The organism is Streptomyces sp. NPDC028635, from assembly GCF_040637635.1.
Taxonomy (GTDB): Bacteria; Actinomycetota; Actinomycetes; order Streptomycetales; family Streptomycetaceae; genus Streptomyces.
Map to the genome: position 1 here is coordinate 197,385 of NZ_JBEZWX010000004.1, position 16,273 is coordinate 213,657.

The 16,273-nt window shown below is 73.9% G+C and carries 10 protein-coding genes; 1 reads left to right on the forward strand and 9 read right to left on the reverse strand.

Annotation, left to right across the window (positions count from 1 at the left end):
- Nucleotides 1-168: 168 nt before the first annotated feature.
- The 8 genes from fxsT to AB0E88_RS06630 form a co-directional block, all read right to left on the reverse strand.
- Nucleotides 169-4,671 carry an FxSxx-COOH system tetratricopeptide repeat protein gene (gene fxsT / locus AB0E88_RS06595; RefSeq protein ID WP_361624841.1) on the reverse strand — a complete coding sequence of 1,501 codons (4,503 nt, stop codon included), beginning with the start codon at nucleotides 4,669-4,671 and terminating at the stop codon, nucleotides 169-171.
- Between the two features lie 49 nt (nucleotides 4,672-4,720).
- Complete coding sequence (locus AB0E88_RS06600; protein ID WP_361624844.1) at nucleotides 4,721-5,770, reverse strand: MoxR family ATPase; 1,050 nt, start codon at nucleotides 5,768-5,770, stop codon at nucleotides 4,721-4,723.
- Nucleotides 5,767-7,317 (reverse strand): hypothetical protein, encoded by a 1,551-nt coding sequence (locus tag AB0E88_RS06605; protein ID WP_361624847.1) that lies wholly within the window; start codon nucleotides 7,315-7,317, stop codon nucleotides 5,767-5,769. The genes AB0E88_RS06600 and AB0E88_RS06605 overlap by 4 nt, the downstream gene beginning before the upstream one ends.
- Nucleotides 7,318-7,607: 290 nt before the next feature.
- A complete protein-coding gene (locus AB0E88_RS06610; RefSeq protein WP_361624850.1) occupies nucleotides 7,608-10,154 on the reverse strand; it encodes a polynucleotide kinase-phosphatase in 2,547 nt (848 codons plus the stop codon).
- Entirely contained in the window at nucleotides 10,151-11,614 is a 1,464-nt protein-coding gene (locus AB0E88_RS06615) for a 3' terminal RNA ribose 2'-O-methyltransferase Hen1 (RefSeq protein WP_361624853.1), read from the reverse strand. Before AB0E88_RS06615 ends, AB0E88_RS06610 begins: the two co-directional genes overlap by 4 nt.
- A 20-nt stretch (nucleotides 11,615-11,634) precedes the next feature.
- Nucleotides 11,635-12,825, reverse strand: coding sequence for an SGNH/GDSL hydrolase family protein (locus tag AB0E88_RS06620; protein ID WP_361624856.1), 1,191 nt, complete (start codon nucleotides 12,823-12,825; stop codon nucleotides 11,635-11,637).
- Nucleotides 12,822-13,403, reverse strand: coding sequence for a WHG domain-containing protein (locus AB0E88_RS06625; RefSeq protein ID WP_361624859.1), 582 nt, complete (start codon nucleotides 13,401-13,403; stop codon nucleotides 12,822-12,824). Before AB0E88_RS06625 ends, AB0E88_RS06620 begins: the two co-directional genes overlap by 4 nt.
- 289 nt (nucleotides 13,404-13,692) lie before the next feature.
- A complete protein-coding gene (locus AB0E88_RS06630) occupies nucleotides 13,693-14,616 on the reverse strand; it encodes an LLM class F420-dependent oxidoreductase (RefSeq protein WP_361624862.1) in 924 nt (307 codons plus the stop codon).
- Nucleotides 14,617-14,859: 243 nt separating this feature from the next.
- Between AB0E88_RS06630 and AB0E88_RS06635 the strand changes: the two genes are divergently transcribed.
- Nucleotides 14,860-15,024, forward strand: a complete 165-nt coding sequence (locus AB0E88_RS06635; protein WP_361624865.1) for a hypothetical protein — start codon at nucleotides 14,860-14,862, stop codon at nucleotides 15,022-15,024.
- 607 nt (nucleotides 15,025-15,631) lie between these two features.
- On the opposite strand, the gene AB0E88_RS06640 is transcribed toward AB0E88_RS06635, so the two are convergent.
- Complete coding sequence (locus tag AB0E88_RS06640; RefSeq protein WP_361624868.1) at nucleotides 15,632-16,093, reverse strand: DUF6099 family protein; 462 nt, start codon at nucleotides 16,091-16,093, stop codon at nucleotides 15,632-15,634.
- Between the last annotated feature and the right edge of the window lie 180 nt (nucleotides 16,094-16,273).

The following is a 16,273-nucleotide window of genomic DNA, read 5'->3' on the forward strand; positions in this document are numbered from 1 at the left end:
CCACCGGGCCGAAGCCCGACCACACCCCAGCCACCACCGGGCCGGAGCCCGACCACGCCCCAGCCACCCCCGGGCCGAAGGCCGATCACACCTCAGCCCCCCCTGGCCGGAGGCCCCCGCGGCCGGAGCCCCCGGCTCAGGAAGGCGCCCGGTGAAGCCGCCGGCGGGCTACAGCGGCATCGGGGCCATGTCGCACTCGATGCGGCGGCGCTTGCGGGCCGACTGGAGCCACGGGTGGTCGGGGCGGACCACGCCGCCGGAGAAGCCGTCGACCGCCTTGCGTTCCAGTTCGTCCGCCTCCCGGCCGCGGCCCAGGCCCCGCAGGTCCAGTGCCAGGTTGGCGGTGCAGGACAGGGTCAGCGGGTGCATCTCCCCCGCGACCTCCGTGAGCAGCGGCAGGTTGGCCTCGTCGATCTCGCGCGCCCGCTCGAAGTCCAGCCGGGCGTAAGCCGTGTTGGCCTGGCCGAGGGCGACCGTGAGGGTCGTGACATGGCGCGGCCCGACCGTCTCCGCCAGCCGCCGCGCCGCGTCGTCCTCCAGTTCCTGCGCCTCGTCGAGCGCCCCTAGCGCCCGCAGCGTGGCGGCCAGGTTGGCCTTGGTCAGCAGCGTGTAGGCGTGGTTCTTGCCGAGTCGCTGTTCATAACGCTGCAGCGTGACCTCGGCGAGCTGCCGGGAGCCGTCCAGGTCTCCGGCGAGGCGCAGGTCGACGGAGACGTTGGTCGCCGTCGCCAGCGCGTCGAAGTGGTCCTGCCCGTAGCGGCTGGTGAACCTGCGCAGAGTCTGGCTCGCCAGCTCCGCCGCGTCGCCGAGCGCCCCGTCACGGCGTCGGCACACCGCGAGGTTGCGCGCGATGCGCAGGGTGAGCGGATGCTCCTCCCCCATGGTGTCGCGCGCCCGCCGGTGCACGTCCTCCTGGAAGTCGCGGGCACCGGGGTAGTCGCCGCGCTCACGCATGTCGATGGAGAGCGCGTTGAGCGTGTTCAGCGTGTAGAAGCTCGCCGGCCCGAACAGCAGGTCACGCAGCCGGGCGTTCTCCTGGTCCAGGGCCAGCGCCTCCCCGAACTGCCCGCACAGCCGCAGCTCGACACCGTAGGAGTGGGTGGCGCGCAGGGTGATGGGGTCGTCGGTGCCGAACAGGGAGCGGGCGAGTTCGTACGCCTCCTTCGCCACCTCCCGGGCCTCCTGGAAGCGCCCCTGGTAGCCGTAGGCGTCGGCCATCTCGCACAGGGAGTCGATCAGGACCTCCGGCTCGGCGTCGATGCGGCGGGAGATCTCCAGCGCCCGCTCGGTGAGCGGAATGGACTCACCGACCTCGCCGATCTGGCGCAGCAGCCACGCGAAGCACTTCACCATCCGGATGACCTGGATGTCCTCCTCGCCGGAGGCGGCCACCCAGGCGGTCCACGCCTGCCGGGCGAGCGCGGCGGCACCCTCGTGGTCGCCCCAGTAGTAGAGGAACCACACGGTGTCGGCGACCAGGTCGCGGACGTAGTCGTCGGTGCTGGTGACGGCCTGCGAGGCGAGCACGTGCGGCAGCAGCGCCTGGTACGCGCGCCATTCGAGGGACGAGCCGGGCTGGCCGGGCTTGGCGGCCGACAGCAGCTGGTGGGCGGCGTCGCGCATCTGCTCGCGCTCGTCGGCCCCCAGCTTGGCCAGGAGCACGGTCTGCAGCAGGCGGTGCATCTGGAGCGTGTCGGAGCGGGGGTCGACCCTGATCAGGGAGAACTGGCTCAGGTCGCGGATGGCGCGGTTCAGTTTGATCGACTCGCGCAGCAGCGGGTCGACCTCCGGCGTGATGCTCACCCCGCGGCTGCCGCGCAGCATCGAGCGCGGGATGGGCTCGGGGGCCATGCTGGCGCAGATGTCGAGGAGTTGGCGGGCGCCGGGGTTCTTCTCCTGGATCCGGTCCAGGGAGATGTTCCAGGCGGCCGCGACGGACACCGGGTAGTCGGGCGACGGGTCGAGTTCGAGGATCTCGGGGCTGCGCTGCGCGAGGGCGTCGAGGTACTCGTCGACCTGCATGCCGGTCACCGCCCGCCAGGCGCCCGCCTGCTCGACGGCCAGCGGCAGGTCGCCGAGGGCCTCGGCCAGCCGCTCGGCGTCCTCGCTGCTCAGGTCGGGCGAGCGCTTCTGCAGCAGCTCGACGGACTCCGCGCGCTCGAAGACGTTGACCGGCAGGGAGGTCGCCACCCGCTCCCAGCCGCGGTTCCGGGAGGTGACGATGACCTTGCCGGGCCCGTTGGTCGGGAAGTAGTTGCGGACCTTGTCGATGTCCTCGGCGTTGTCGAAGACGAGCAGCCAGTTGTCGTACGGCTTGCCCGTGCGCAGCGCCTCGAGGACGGCCGGCACGGCGGTGTTCGCGGCGGGCGCGGCGGCGCTGTCCTGACCGGTGGGGGCCACGCCGAGCTGGGCGGCGAGGCTGGCCAGGGCGGCCAGGACGAGGCTCTCGCGCTCGGCGGGGATCCAGCAGATGACCTTGTAGTCGTGCTGGTGGGTGTAGATGTACTCCAGCGCCAGCTGGGACTTGCCGACACCGCCCAGGCCGTGCAGCGCGTTGGGCAGCACGGCCGTCGTGTCCTGGGCGCTGAGCTGCTCCTCCACGGCCCTGAGCAGCGCCCGGCGGCCGACGAACGAGGTGTTCCTGAGCGGAACGTTCACCAGGAGGGCCGGCGTCGCGGTCGTGGTGCTCTGCATGAGCGGTTCAGCCTCCGGGGCTTGTGGTTGGGTAGCGTCGGTCACCAGGCTCACGTGGTCTCCAGCGGTCTCGGGTTCGGTCGACGCTGGATCACTGCCTTCCGGACCCGGGGGAGCGAGCACCGCGTCCCCCTGGTTCACCGCTGTGGGTGAAGCATTCGACAAACCGGTGCCCACCCGTTCAGCCGTACCGGACTCGTCGGGGGGCCCGCCCGCGAACGCCCGCTCGCCGGGCGGCCCGTCCGCGTGGGTCCGGTCGGCGGACGGCCGCTCTCCGTACGGGGACAGCCACGGTTCGATGCGCCGGGCGCGCTCGCCGTACGGCCCGGACAGCGCCCGCATCACGGCGAGTTCGCTGCGGGCCCAGCCGCGGGCGGCCGGGTCGGGCAGCCGGGCGCCGCCGGGGTCGCGCAGCGCGGCACGCAGCGCCACGCCCCGCTCCCCCGCGGCGGGCAGGTCGCCCACCATGCTGACGGTACGGGCGAGTTGGGAGCGGGTGGTGGTGGCGAGCAGCGCCTCGCGCACCCCGTCGGCGAACTCGGGGTGGTCCTCGCCGCTGTCCCAGTCGATCAGCCCGCCCATGAGGATCTCGGCGAGGTGGTCGGGGCGGGTCTCCGGCATGGCGCGCCGCCGCAGTTGCTCCACCAGGTCGAAGTCGAAAGGGATGGCGGCGAGTTGGGCGGCCAGCGCGCGGGCGGCGGGGGTGGCGAGGGTGAGGAACCGGCGTACGGCGGCGGCCGCGGCGCGCGGGAAGCGCGGGGCGCGCAGTCCGGGGGCGGGCGCGCCCTTGGTGAGGGTGCCGGCCAGGACGACGGGCAGCGCGCGGCGCACTCCGCGTTCGCCGGTGACGAGGTCGGCCCAGGCGGCGAGCGAGCCGTGCCGCAGGGAGAGCAGGGGCACGGGGACGGCACCGTCGCCGGCGGCGGGCAGCGGCCGCAGCGGGTCGGGTCCGCCGGGCGGCGCCCAGTGCCGCAGCGCCGCGTTGGCGGCGCCGAAACCGCCGGCTTCCAGGGTGGCGTCGTAGGGGTTGAGGGAGGTGCGGTGGCGCAGGTGGGGCGGCAGCAGGTGGACGACGGCGGTGGGGCCGGCGTGCGCGAGGCGGCCGAGCAGGGTGTCGGCGGCGGGCGCGGCCCAGCCGTGGGCGAGTCCGTCGGTGACGAGCAGGAAGACGCGGCCGCCGCGGCCGTCGAGGAGTTCGGCCGGGTCGGCGGCCTCCCGCCCGGTGGGCCAGCGCAGGGTGGCGGTGCCGGTGCGGGGGACGGTGACGCGGACGGTGCGCACCCCGCGGAAGGCGCCGCTGTGTTCGGCGGCCTCGGCGAGGCGGGCGACGGCGTCGTCCCAGATGCGCATGGTGGGCGCGGCGTCGACGAGGAGGACCAGGTCGAAGGCGCAGGTGCGGGCGGGGCGCAGGAAGGGCAGCCACATGCCGTCCACGACTCCCTGTTCGGCGGTGGTCTCCTCGTCGAGTTCGAGGGTGTCGCGGGAGGGGATGCGGCGGGCGAGCCGGTGCAGGGCGCGGGCGAGCAGGGCGGTGGCCCGGCCGGGTCCGGGCTGGGGCGGCTCGTCGGCGGGCAGCAGGGGGCGGCTGAGGTGCAGCGTGCGGGTGCCGGTGGGGTCGGGTAACAGCCGGGCGGTGAGGGTGGCTTCGCCGGTCGTGGGCCCGGGCACGGGGTCGGCGTCGGTCGGTGCGGACGGGGGCGGCTCGGGCGGCAGGGCGGAGGTCGCGTCGCGGGCGAGGTCCTCGGCGGGCTGGGTGGCCGGGGGGTCGTCGGCCGGGGTCGCCGCGTCCGCGGGGGTGGGGTCCGGGCGGGCACCGGCGTCCGCCTCCGGGCCGGGAGCCGGTCCTTGGCCGGGTTCCGGCCCCGGGTCGTGCCGGGTCCAGTGCGCGGCGAGCCACACCGCGTCGACGATCTCCTGCCAGTGCGGCAGGGCGGGCTCCGGTCCGGGGAACGCCGAAGGAGGCGACGACGACCCCATGACGGGTCCGCCGTCGCCCAGTCCGGATGCGCGCTCCCTACCGGTCAATTCAGCGGCCCTTCGCGAGGTCGCGGAGCAGCGTTTCGACGAGCTTACGCCCGTCACCATCGGTCTGGAAACCACCCGCCGTAGTCATCTGGACAGCGTTCAGTAGCTGATCCAGGCTGTGGGTGCCGCCCGCCTGGACGCGGTGGACGAACTCCTCCACCAGCTCCTCGGCGCCCTCGGGCCGGGTGCCGAGGTGTCCCTCGATCATCGCCAGCAGCCGCTCGCGGCCGGGCGGGCGCATCTCCAGGGGCAGGCAGCGGCGCCGGAAAGCGGCCGGAAACTCACGTTCCCCGTTGCTGGTGATCACCACGACCGGGAACTCCCGGCACTCCACGCGCCCGTGCCGCACCTCGGCGCGGCCCCCGGGGTCGCTGGTGTGGACGCGTGCCGTGTCGGCGGCGTCGCGCACCAGCTCCGGGACGTCATAACTTCCGTTCTCCAGCACGTGCAGCAGGTCGTTGGGCAGGTCGATGTCGCTCTTGTCGAGTTCGTCGACAAGCAGCACCCGGGGACGATCGTAGGGCAGCAGAGCGGTTCCCAGGGGCCCCAGGGTGACGAAGTCACCCAGTTGAGGCGGGAGTTGACTCTCTCTTGGGTCTGGTGGGGAATCGGCGCCGGGCAGGGCGGCCTGCCAGGCGGCGATCGCCTGGGCGCGGCCCATGGCGTCATGGACGTACAGGCCGTCCTTGAGCGTGGTGCGGCTGACGATGTTCCACTCCAGCACCCGGCCGAGGCCCAGTTCGCGGGCGATCAGATAGGCGAGGGTGGACTTGCCGACGCCGGGCGGGCCGGTGATCAGCAGGGGCCTGCGCAGCACCAGCGCGGCGTTGACGACGTCGATCTCGTCGGCGTCGAGCTGCGGTGCCAGGTCGCCGGGGCCCAGGCGGCGCTGGGCGGCCTCGGGGTCGTCGGGCGGCGCCGGCTGCGGCGGGCCGCCGCGGAACCGGCGCCAGGGCGGGGGTTCCGGCAAGGGGGGCGGGGCGGCCGGGGGCCGGCCGGTGGCGTCGAAGACGCGCCAGCCGCCGCCTGCCGTGTGCTCCTGCGCGCTCATGCCGGTGCCTCCTCGCTGGCGAGATCGCCGGGATCGGGGGTCTGAAGGTCGACGAGCCGGGTCGGATCGTCCCAGAAGAAGCCGATGTGCCGGCCGAGAAGACGGCCGGGCCCCTCGGCGTTGCGGGCGGCGCTCTGCCGCAGCCGGTGCACCACGGCGGGGATCTGCGCGGGGGTGGGCACCGCGGCGAACACGGCGGTCACGACCTCCCGCCGTTCCTCCGGGAACACTCCCCTGCGGTCCCAGATGGCGAGCCCTATCCCTTCCGCGATGGCGGCCTTGAGCGCCTCCAGCGCGGGCGCGGTGTCCGGGGCGTCCAGCACGACCGCCGTGTGGGAGGTCTCACCGGCGAGTTCGGCCTGCCACGCGTCGAGCCGCTCGGCGTCCGGTCCGCTCCAGTGGTGCACGCCGACGCCGCCGTGGCGCAGGGTGTCCCAGCGCTGCTGCCACTGCTCGCGCACCGCCCCGTCCCGCGAGCGCATCCGCTCCAGGGAACGCAGATGGATCCCGTACCGGGTGCCGAGCGCGAGCGGACGCCCGTCGCCGATCCGGTACGGCAGCGCGGCCACATCGTGGTTGAGCAGGTCGTAGGGGAGGACGAACTCGACGTACGGCGGTGGGGGCCGGCGTCCGCTCGGGTGCGGCTCGGGCGGCACGGTCCACAGCCGCGCGCCCTGCCGCAGGGCCTCCTCGACGGCGGGGCCGAGGCCGTCGAGGGTCGTGGTGACGGGCTCGCAGGGCAGCGGGTCCCAGTGGCCGGGAACGGTGTTGAGCCAGGGGCGCACCAGCACCTCTCCGGTGCCGTCCCGGGCGGGTTCGACGGCGACCACGAGGCAGCGCGGGATGTCGGGGTCGCCGGCCGCCGCGGGGCGGGCGCCGCGGCGCTGTTCGAGCTGCGCGGTGAGACCGGCGCGGCGGGCCCAGTCGTCGGCCCAGCCGGACAGGGCGGTGCGGTGGGCGGGCGTGGCGGCGAGGGCGGCGGCCCGGTCGAGGAGGAGCACGGCGGGCGGGAGGCCGTCGGGCTGGGCGTTGCACTCCAGGGCGTAGCCGAAGAGCTGGTCGGCGGTGAGACCGAGGGGGAGGAAGAGTCCGTTGAGTTCCTGGACGAGGTCGTCGCGCAGCCGGCCGGCGGGCAGCTCGCCCTTGGCGAGGACGGCGCGGGCGCTGTTCTCGTCGACGCGGGTGAGCGGGCCGGGCAGCAGCTCGTCCTCCACCGGCGGGGCGGCGGGTTCCAGCAGCCGGTCGAGCCGGTCGCCGGCCGGGCCCCCCTCGAAGACGCGCACCATGCCCACGAGCACGCGCTCGCCGCCGTCGACGTTCAGCGCGGCGCGCACCAGGGTGACGACGTCCTCGCGCTGTTTGACACCGCGCAGGTCGATCGGGCGGCGCAGGTGGTCACCGAGGATGGCGGCGAACTGGACGCGCCCCTGGGCGTCCTCCATGCAGCTCAGCTCGCACAGCGCGTCGGTGAGACGTAACAGCAGACCCACGCCCTGCGCGTAGCCGGATGCGTCCTCGGGTCCGACCGACCCCGCGCCTGTATTCACCGACTTTCCCCCTGAGCCGGTTCACCTGCCTGACCGACCAGCGAAGTTAGCACGGCTACCAGCGGTTAACCAGGGACGAACGGGACCTGCGTCACGATGTCCGGCCAGGACCGCCCCAGCGGGGACGACCTGGCCGGAACCGATCGCCCGCACGGCCGGTAACCGCCGGGCGCCGGCAACGCCTTGAAGGGGCGCGGGGAACTGCGTGACCGGCCGCAACCGGCCCACAGCCCCCGTCGGCAGAACCACTCACGGCCCAGAGGCCCCCACCGGCGGCCGCCGCCGACGGCTCACAGACGCGGGTCCACCGGCTCCGACTCCAGCGCCAGTACGCCGAACACCGCCTCGTGCACCCGCCACAGCGGCTCTCCCTCAGCGAGCCGGTCCAGGGCCTCCAGGCCGAGGGCGTACTCGCGCAGCGCCAGCGACCGCTTGTGGTTGAGGAACCGCTGCCGCAGCCGGGCCAGCTGCTCCGGACGCGTGTACTCCGGGCCGTAGATGATCCGCAGGTACTCGCGGCCGCGGCACTTGATGCCGGGCTGCACCAGCCGGCCCTCCGGGCCGCGGACCAGCGCGCCCAGCGGCTTGACGACCATGCCCTCGCCGCCGCGGCCGGTCATCTCCAGCCACCAGTCGACGCCCGCCCGGACCGACTCGGGGTCACCGGTGTCGACATACAGCCGCCGTGTGGTCTGCAGCAGGCCGGTCGTGTCGTGCTCCACCAGCCGGTCGAGCAGGGCGAGTTGCTCGTCGTGCGGCAGCGCCGCGAGACTGCGGCCCTGGACGGCGAGGATCTGGAACGGCGCCAGGCGCACCCCGTCGAGCCCGTCGGTGGTCCAGCAGTAACGGCGGTACGCCTCGGTGAACGCGGCGGCGTCGGCGGCCCGTTCCCGCTGGCGGTCCAGCAGGCCGGTCACGTCGACGCCCCGGGCCGCGGCCCCCTCCAGCGCGGCCAGCGCGCCCGGGAACACCGCGCCCGACGCGGCGCCGACGGCCGCGTACTGCGACCGCAGCAGCCCGGACGCCTTCAGCGACCACGGCATCAGCTCGGCGTCCAGCAGCAGCCAGTCGGTGTCGAGTGCGGTCCACAGGCCGGCCTCGCCGATCGCGGTGCGCAGCCGGTCGAGGATCTGCTCGGTGACCGACGCGTCGCTGAAGAACGGCCGGCCGGTACGGGTGTAGAGGGACCCGGTGGGCCCGTCCACGCCGAACCGCTTGCGCGCCGCCTCCGCGTCCCGGCACACCAGGGCCACGGCCCGCGAGCCCATGTGCTTCTCCTCGCACACGACCCGCTCGACGCCGTCCGCGGCGTACTGGGCGAACGCCTCCACCGGGTGCTCCAGGTAGCCCTCCTCCCTGCTGGTCGCGGTCGGCGCCATGGTCGGCGGCAGGTACGGCAGCAGCCGCGGGTCGGTCGCGAAGCGGCTCATCACCTCCAGCGCGGCGGCCGCGTTCTCCTCACGGACGGCGACCCGCCCCGCGTGCCGGGTCTCCACCGCACGGCGGCCGTGCACGTCGGCCAGGTCCAGCGGCCGGCCGTCGTGCCCGCCGGGCGCCTCGGTGCGCAGCGGCTTGACCGGCTCGTACCAGACCCGCTCCGCCGGTACGTCGACCAGCTCCCGCTCCGGCCAGCGCAGCGCGGTCAGCTTGCCGCCGAAGACGGCGCCGGTGTCCAGGCAGATCGTGTTGTTGAGCCAGGTAACCTCGGGGACGGGCGTGTGGCCGTAGACCACGGCGGCCCGGCCGCGGTAGTCCTCGGCCCACGGGTAGCGCACCGGCAGCCCGAACTCGTCGGTCTCGCCGGTGGTCTCGCCGTACAGGGCGTGCGAGCGGACCCGGCCGGAGGTGCGGCCGTGGTACTTCTCCGGCAGACCGGCGTGGCAGACGACGAGCCGGCCGCCGTCGAGGACGTAGTGGCTGACCAGGCCCTCGATGAACTGCCGTACCTCGTGCCGGAACTCCTCGCTCTCGCCCTCCATCTGCGCGATCGTCTCGGCGAGACCGTGGGTGTGCTGGACGGCGCGGCCCTTGAGGTGCCGGCCGAACTTGTTCTCGTGGTTGCCGGGCACGCACAGTGCGTTGCCCGACTTCACCATGGACATCACGCGGCGCAGCACGCCGGGGCTGTCCGGGCCGCGGTCGACGAGGTCGCCGACGAACACGGCGGTACGGCCCTCGGGGTGGACGCCGTCGACGTAGCCCAGCTTCTCCAGCAGCGCCTCCAGTTCGGCGGAGCAGCCGTGGATGTCGCCGACGATGTCGAACGGGCCGGTGAGGTGGGTGAGGTCGTTGAACCGCTTCTCGGTGACGACGGCGGCCCGCTCGATCTCCTCCACGCCCCGCAGGACGTGCACCTTGCGGAAGCCCTCGCGCTCCAGGTGGCGCAGCGAGCGCCGCAGTTCGCGGATGTGCCGCTGGATGACCCGGCGCGGCATGTCGGCCCGGTCGGTGCGGGCCGCGTTGCGCTCGGCGCACACCTCCTCGGGGACGTCGAGGACGATGGCGACGGGCAGCACGTCGTACTGCTTGGCCAGGTCGATCAGCTGCCGGCGGGCGTCCTGCTGGACGCTGGTGGCGTCCACCACGGTGCGGCGGCCGGCGGCGAGCCGCTTGCCGGCGATGTAGTGCAGGACGTCGAAGGCGTCGCGGGTCGCGCTCTGGTCGTTCTCGTCGTCGGAGACCAGGCCGCGGCAGAAGTCGGAGGAGATGACCTCGGTGGGCTTGAAGTGACGGCGGGCGAAGGTGGACTTGCCCGAGCCGGAGGCGCCGACGAGGACGACGAGGGAGAGGTCGGTGACGGGCAGCACGCGGCCCTCGGTGGTGGTGGTCTCGGTCATGCCGCCTTCGCCTCCTTCTCACTGGTGCGGGTGAACACGGCCATCTGGGTGGGCGGGCCGACCTCGGGATCGTCCGGGCCGACGGGGTGGAACTGCACGCCGTAGCCGTGCCGTTCGGCGACCGCGTCCGCCCAGGCGCGGAACTCCTTCCGGGTCCACTCGAAGCGATGGTCGCCGTGCCGGACGTGCCCGGCCGGCAGGGACTCCCAGCGCACGTTGTACTCGACGTTCGGGGTGGTCACGACGACCGTGCGGGGCCGGGCCGAGCCGAACACCGCGTACTCCAGGGCGGGCAGCCGGGGCAGGTCGAGGTGCTCGATCACCTCGCTGAGCACGGCCGCGTCATAGCCCTTGAGCCGGGCGTCGGTGTACGCAAGCGAGCCCTGGAGCAGGGTGACCCGGGCCGCCTGCCGCTCGCCCATCCGGTCCAGCTTCAGCCGCCGGGAGGCGATGGTGAGCGCGCGCATCGACACGTCGACGCCGACGATCTCCGTGAACCGCGCGTCCTTCAGCAGCGCCTGCACCAACTGGCCCTGTCCGCAGCCCAGATCGAGCACCCGGGCGGCGCCCCTTTCGCGCAGGACGGCCGTGATGGCGTCACGTCGCTGCACGGCGAGCGGGGCCGGCTTCTCCTCCTCCTCGGCCTCCGCGGCGACCGCGTTGTCGATCTCCTCGACGTCCGCGTCGTCGGTCTCGGCGAGCCGCACCAGCTCCAGTCGCTCCAGCGCCTGCCGGGTGAGCGACCAGCGGCGCGACAGGAAGCGGCTGGTGATCAGCTTCTGTTCCGGGTGGCCGGGCAGCCATCCCTCGCCGGCTCGCAGCAGTTTGTCGACCTCGTCGGCGGACACCCAGTAGTGCTTGGCGTCGTCCAGCACGGGCAGCAGGACGTACAGGTGGCGCAGCGCCTCGGACAGGCGCAGCGCCTGCGACTCCAGGACGAGGCGTACGTACCGCGAGTCGCCCCACTCCGGGAACTCGGTGTCCAGGGCGACCGGTTCGGCGCTCACCGTCCAGCCGAGCGGCTCGAAGAGAGCGCGGACGACAGCGGTGCCGCCCCGCGCGGGCAGCGCGGGCACCTCGATGCGCAGCGGCAGCGGCTCGGCGGCGCGCTCGGGCCGGGCGGCGCACACCCCGCGCATCGCGCTGGAGAACACGCTGCTCAGCGCGACGGCGAGGAGGGAGGACGCCGCGTACGGGCGGTCGTTGACGTACTGCGCGAGGGCCGCGTCGGGAGCGCCGCCGCGGCCCTTGCCCTTGCCGCGCCGCACCAGCGCCACCGGATCGACCTCCAGCAGCAGCGCCGCCGTGCAGCGCTCGGCGTCCGCCTCGGGGTAGAGGACGTGCGCGGTGCCGTAGGAGGTGGAGAACGCCTGCGCCTTCCCTGGATGCTTGTGCAGCAGGAATCCGAGGTCGGTCGCGGGACGCTCCGCCGTGCCGGTGGTGCTGATGGTCAGGAACATGTGAGCGAGTTTCCCGGCCGTCAGGCGGCCGGGCCACCGGTTTTCGCCACGCCCTGCGGCAGCGTCCGGTGCAGGACGTCCGCGAACCGGGTGCCGATACGGCGGTGGGTGGCGCCGTCGGGGTGGAGCCCGTCGGGCAGCGGCAGCTCGGCGTGGTCGTCCTCGCCGTACAGCTCACGGCCGTCGAGGTAGCGCAGGTGCGGGTCGTCGGCGGAGCGCTCGGTGACGATCCGCGACAGCTCCTCGCGGATGACGGCGAGGGTGAGTTTCCCGGCGGCGACCTCCGCCGGGTCGCCCGTGGCGCGGAAGTTCAGCCGGCCCTCGGCGAGCGCCGCGAAGTCGAAGGCGCCGGGGCCGGGCGTGTCCTCGTGCATCGGGCAGTACAGCGGGGAGACGACCGTGAGCGGTGTCGTCGGGTGCCCCTCGCGGACGGTGTCGAGGAAGCCGTGGACGGCCGGTGAGAAGGCGCGCCGGCGCATCAGGTCGAGGTTGACGATGTTGATGCCGATCTTGAGGGTGATCAGGTCGGCGGGCGTGTCGCGGATCGCGCGGGCGGTGAACGGGTCGAGCAGCGCGCTGCCGCCGAAGCCGAGGTTGACCAGCTCCACTCCGGCGAGCCGGGCGGCGAGCGCCGGCCAGGTGGTGGTGGGCCCGTCCGCGTCGGAGCCGTGGCTGATGGAGCTGCCGTGGTGCAGCCAGACCGGACGGCCCCGGTCGGGGGCGGGCTCGACGGGGGCGTCGGTGCGCAGGGCGACGAGCTCGGTGTGCTCGTTGTGCGGCAGCCAGATCTCGACGTCCTTGTCCCCCTCGGGCAGGCCGGTGAAGCGCAGGGTGCGCACCGGGCCGGGGCGGATGTCGCTGGCGCCGGTGGCCAGGTCGATGGTGACGGTGTTGCCGTCGTCCGCGGTGGCGCTGCCGGCCGGGCGGCCGTCGACGAGCAGCTCGTACACGCCGTGCGGGCGGGGCGGGGCGCCGCGGTACACACGCTTGGTGGCCAGCACGTCCAGCTCGACGGCGGTGGCGCGGGTGCGCAGGGCCAGGCGGACGCCGCTGGGCTGCGATTCGGCGAGGGCGAGCTGCGGGTCGTCGTTCTGGGCGCGGGCACGGGCGGGCAGCCGGTGCGGCAGCAGTCCGTGCGCGGTGCGCTCCAGTTCGAGGGCGCCGCGCAGGTGGGCGGCGGTGAGGGGGGTGGTGATCCAGTCGGCGGTCATCGGGGTCCTCCGGGTGCGGGCCAGTTCCGCAGCAGGGCGTCGAGGGCGTCCAGGACGCGTTCCCAGCTCTCCTGGCTGTCGGGGGCGCTGTGAGCGAAACCACCGCCCAGCTCGAGGCTGACGTAACCGTGGAAGACGCTGCCCAGCAGCCGGACCGCGTGGGTCTGGTCGGGTTCGGTCAGGTCGTAACCGCGCAGCAGCGCCCGGGTCATCCGCGCGTGCCGGACGCCGGCGCTCGCCGCCGCGGTGTCGGGGTCGAGGGGCAGGCGGGTCGCGGCATAGCGGCCGGGGTGTTCGCGGGCGTAGTCGCGGTAGGTGTCGGCGAGGGCGGTCAGGGCGTCCTTGCCGGCCCGGCCGGCAAGAGCGTCGGCGGCCCGGTCGGCGAGTTCGTCCAGCGCGAGCAGGGCGATGCCCGTCTTGAGGTCCTGCGAGTTCTTCAGATGCGAGTACAAGCTCGCGACCTTGACGTCAAAACGCCGGGCGAGCGCCGAAACGGTCACCTGGTCGAAGCCGACCTCGTCGGCGAGCTCGGCGCCCGCGCGCACGAGGCGTTCGGTGGTCAGCCCTGCGCGTGCCATGACCTTCCCCTCTCCTGCCAACATTCATTGTGCTCCTGCCTAAAGCATTTAGGCAAATGCGAGCACGATTAAGGGAGGAGCGATCGGGGCGGGGAGCGGGCGGGAAGCTCCCGGCCCCGGGACTCGGCTGCCGCGCACGGCGGGCACGAGCCCCGGGGCGGGGTTCTACGGCAGCCGGGGCGAGGCCGGGAGCCACCCGGGCGGTTTTACGGCAGCCTGGGCGAGGCCGAAAGCCACCGGGGCGGTCATACGGCGGCCTGGGCGACGCCGTGGCCGCCGGTCACGGGGCCTACGACAGCTGGGACTGCACCTGGGAGGAGATCAGCTCCAGGTGGTCGAGGTCGTCCAGGTCGAGTACCTGGAGGTAGACGCGGCTCGCGCCGATCTCGGCGTACCGGCCGATCTTGTCGACGACCTCGGCCGGAGTGCCTGCCAGGCCGTTCGCCTTCAGCTCGTCGACCTCGCGGCCGATGGCGGCGGCGCGGCGGGCGACCTCGGCGTCGTCGCGGCCGACGCAGACGACGAGGGCGTTGGAGTACACGAGGTCGTCGGCCTTGCGGCCGATCGCCTCGGCGGCGGCCCGCACCCGGCCGAACTGCCGCTCGCTGTCCTCGACGGAGGCGAAGGGGACGTTGAACTCGTCCGCGAACCGGGCGGCGAGACGCGGCGTGCGGGTGGCGCCGAGACCGCCGACCAGGACCGGGATCTTCTCCTGCGCGGGCTTGGGCAGCGCGGGCGAGCCGGTGAGGTCGTAGTGGGTGCCGTGGAAGTCGAAGGTCGCGCCCTGCGGCGTCTCCCACAGGCCGGTCACGATCTCCAGCTGCTCCTCGAGGCGGCCGAACTTCTCCTTCGGGAAGGGGATGCCGTACGCCGTGTGCTCCTCCTCGAACCACCCCGCGCCGAGGCCGAGTTCGACGCGGCCACCGGACATCTGGTCGACCTGGGCGACCTGGATGGCGAGGACACCGGGCAGCCGGAAGGTGGCCGCGGTCATCAGGGTGCCGAGCCGGATTCGGCGGGTCTCGCGGGCGAGCCCGGCCAGGGTGATCCAGGCGTCCGTGGGGCCGGGGAGGCCGTCGGCGTCACCCATCTTCAGATAGTGATCGGAGCGAAAGAAGGCGTCGAAGCCCAGATCCTCGGTGGCCTTCGCCACGGTGAGGAGGGTGTCGTAGCTCGCGCCCTGCTGGGGTTCGGTGAAGATGCGAAGATCCATGCCCTCCATCCTCCACACCACGGCCGTCGCTGCCGTCACCGGTCCCCGGGGCCCGGCCCGTCTCTCCCCGGTCGGGTGAAAACCGTCAACGCCGTGCACGGGTGACCACCGGGCCAGTGACCGCCTCCGGCGGTGATCGTTGGCTCGGGCGGAGCCGGACCGCCCGGCGCCCGCGCCGGCGGTGACCGCCGTCGCGTCACCGTGCCGGTCCTCGTGCGGGGGCCGTGGGCCGAGGAGGCCGTCATGTCCGAAGAGTCCGTGCCGGGCGTCGCCCAGCCGAAGGGGCTGCTGCAGCAGATGGAGGAACTGATGGCGGCGCTGAACGCGGACCTGTCGGCACTCGACGCGGACCTCCAGTCGTCGACGGGCACGGTGAGCGCTCCCCGCGAAGAACCGGAGCCGAGCTGAGCCCTCCGGGCGGGGGGCGTGGACTCGGCCGCCCAGAACCGCGGGCCTCGGCATGAACGTCGGCTGCGGAGCCCTGAGCCTTCCCAGCGGTACGAGGAGTCGGCCGCCCGGAACCGCGGGGCCTCGGCTTGAACGTCGGCTGCGGGGCCGGACGCGACGCCGGGGCCCGATCGCTGCGGCCGGCGGGCGACCCCGCCCCGACAGGGCACGTTCCCTGACGAGCGCGCCCCGTCCGAGGCCGGCGCGGTGCTCACCACAGCTGAGCGCGGCCCCGGCAGCCGCGGCGGCACGATCGCTCGGCGGGGGCCTGGCGGGACGGCCGCCCAGCGCGGCACGCGCACAGCGGGGACTCGCGGGCACCGTGCACCCCAGCCGAGGCCACTCGGGTCTGCGCCACAGCGCGAGCACGGAAGGGCTTGTCCCGCGCCTCTCGCCGGAAGCGGGAGCATCCGCAGGCGCGGACGGACCGTAGGCGTCCGCGGCGGACGGCCGGGCGACCGACGGTATGCAGCCGCTCGCCCCGCAGCAGGCGGCTCGCGACAGCGGCGCACGGCGCGCGCGGTCGCTCCGGTGGCGGGCGTCACGGCGATGCGTGGGCCCCCTCGGCTCACCGTTCCGGTAACGCCTCCTCGCGGCCGGCCAGTTTGCGGAGCATCCAGTGGACGCGGTCGCGGGATTCGTCGGCCGCGTCGATCGCCTCCATGCACTGCCAGTACGTGCCCTCGTCGTCCGCCCCGCTGGCGATGCCGACGAGGGCGATGCCGACGTCGGCGAGCAGGGCGTCGAGCGCGAGCAGCGTCTGCCGGGCGTCGTCGAGGGCGGTGAGCTGGGCGGCACGTAATTCGTCCGGGTCGAGGTCGGGCGGGTCCAGCACCCCGCAGCCGCGCCCCGCCAGCTCGGTCAACCCCAGCGCCTCCCCGCGTAGTTCGGGTGGGCCCGAGACCGCGAGACGGCTGCCGATCGCCTGGGCGAGGGCCTGCGCCTGCCAGACCTCACGCAGCACCCGCGACGGATCGCTGCTCGCCGCCAGCGCCCGTCTGCTCGTCAGGATGAGCCTCACCGCGTCCATACGCGCCCCCGGTGGCGATCCGACGTACCTCTCGCACGTCTGCCCGAACTCCCTTGTCCACTACCCAGCGTGAAGGCAGGTGGGACGAAAAGCCAGAGGAAGGCGGAAATCTGCGGACAACAAATCGGTTTCGGGCAGTTGAACGACTGCGGAGAGTGAAAGCGGAGGTATGTCCTCCAA

Coding starts and splice junctions, on each gene's coding strand:
- fxsT (WP_361624841.1), bottom strand. CDS start 4,671: ATGGGGTCGTCGTCGCCTCCTTCGGCGTTCCCCGGACCGGAGCCCGCC.
- AB0E88_RS06600 (WP_361624844.1), bottom strand. CDS start 5,770: ATGAGCGCGCAGGAGCACACGGCAGGCGGCGGCTGGCGCGTCTTCGAC.
- AB0E88_RS06610 (WP_361624850.1), bottom strand. CDS start 10,154: ATGACCGAGACCACCACCACCGAGGGCCGCGTGCTGCCCGTCACCGAC.
- AB0E88_RS06615 (WP_361624853.1), bottom strand. CDS start 11,614: ATGTTCCTGACCATCAGCACCACCGGCACGGCGGAGCGTCCCGCGACC.
- AB0E88_RS06620 (WP_361624856.1), bottom strand. CDS start 12,825: ATGACCGCCGACTGGATCACCACCCCCCTCACCGCCGCCCACCTGCGC.
- AB0E88_RS06625 (WP_361624859.1), bottom strand. CDS start 13,403: ATGGCACGCGCAGGGCTGACCACCGAACGCCTCGTGCGCGCGGGCGCC.
- AB0E88_RS06630 (WP_361624862.1), bottom strand. CDS start 14,616: ATGGATCTTCGCATCTTCACCGAACCCCAGCAGGGCGCGAGCTACGAC.
- AB0E88_RS06635 (WP_361624865.1), top strand. CDS start 14,860: ATGTCCGAAGAGTCCGTGCCGGGCGTCGCCCAGCCGAAGGGGCTGCTG.
- AB0E88_RS06640 (WP_361624868.1), bottom strand. CDS start 16,093: ATGGACGCGGTGAGGCTCATCCTGACGAGCAGACGGGCGCTGGCGGCG.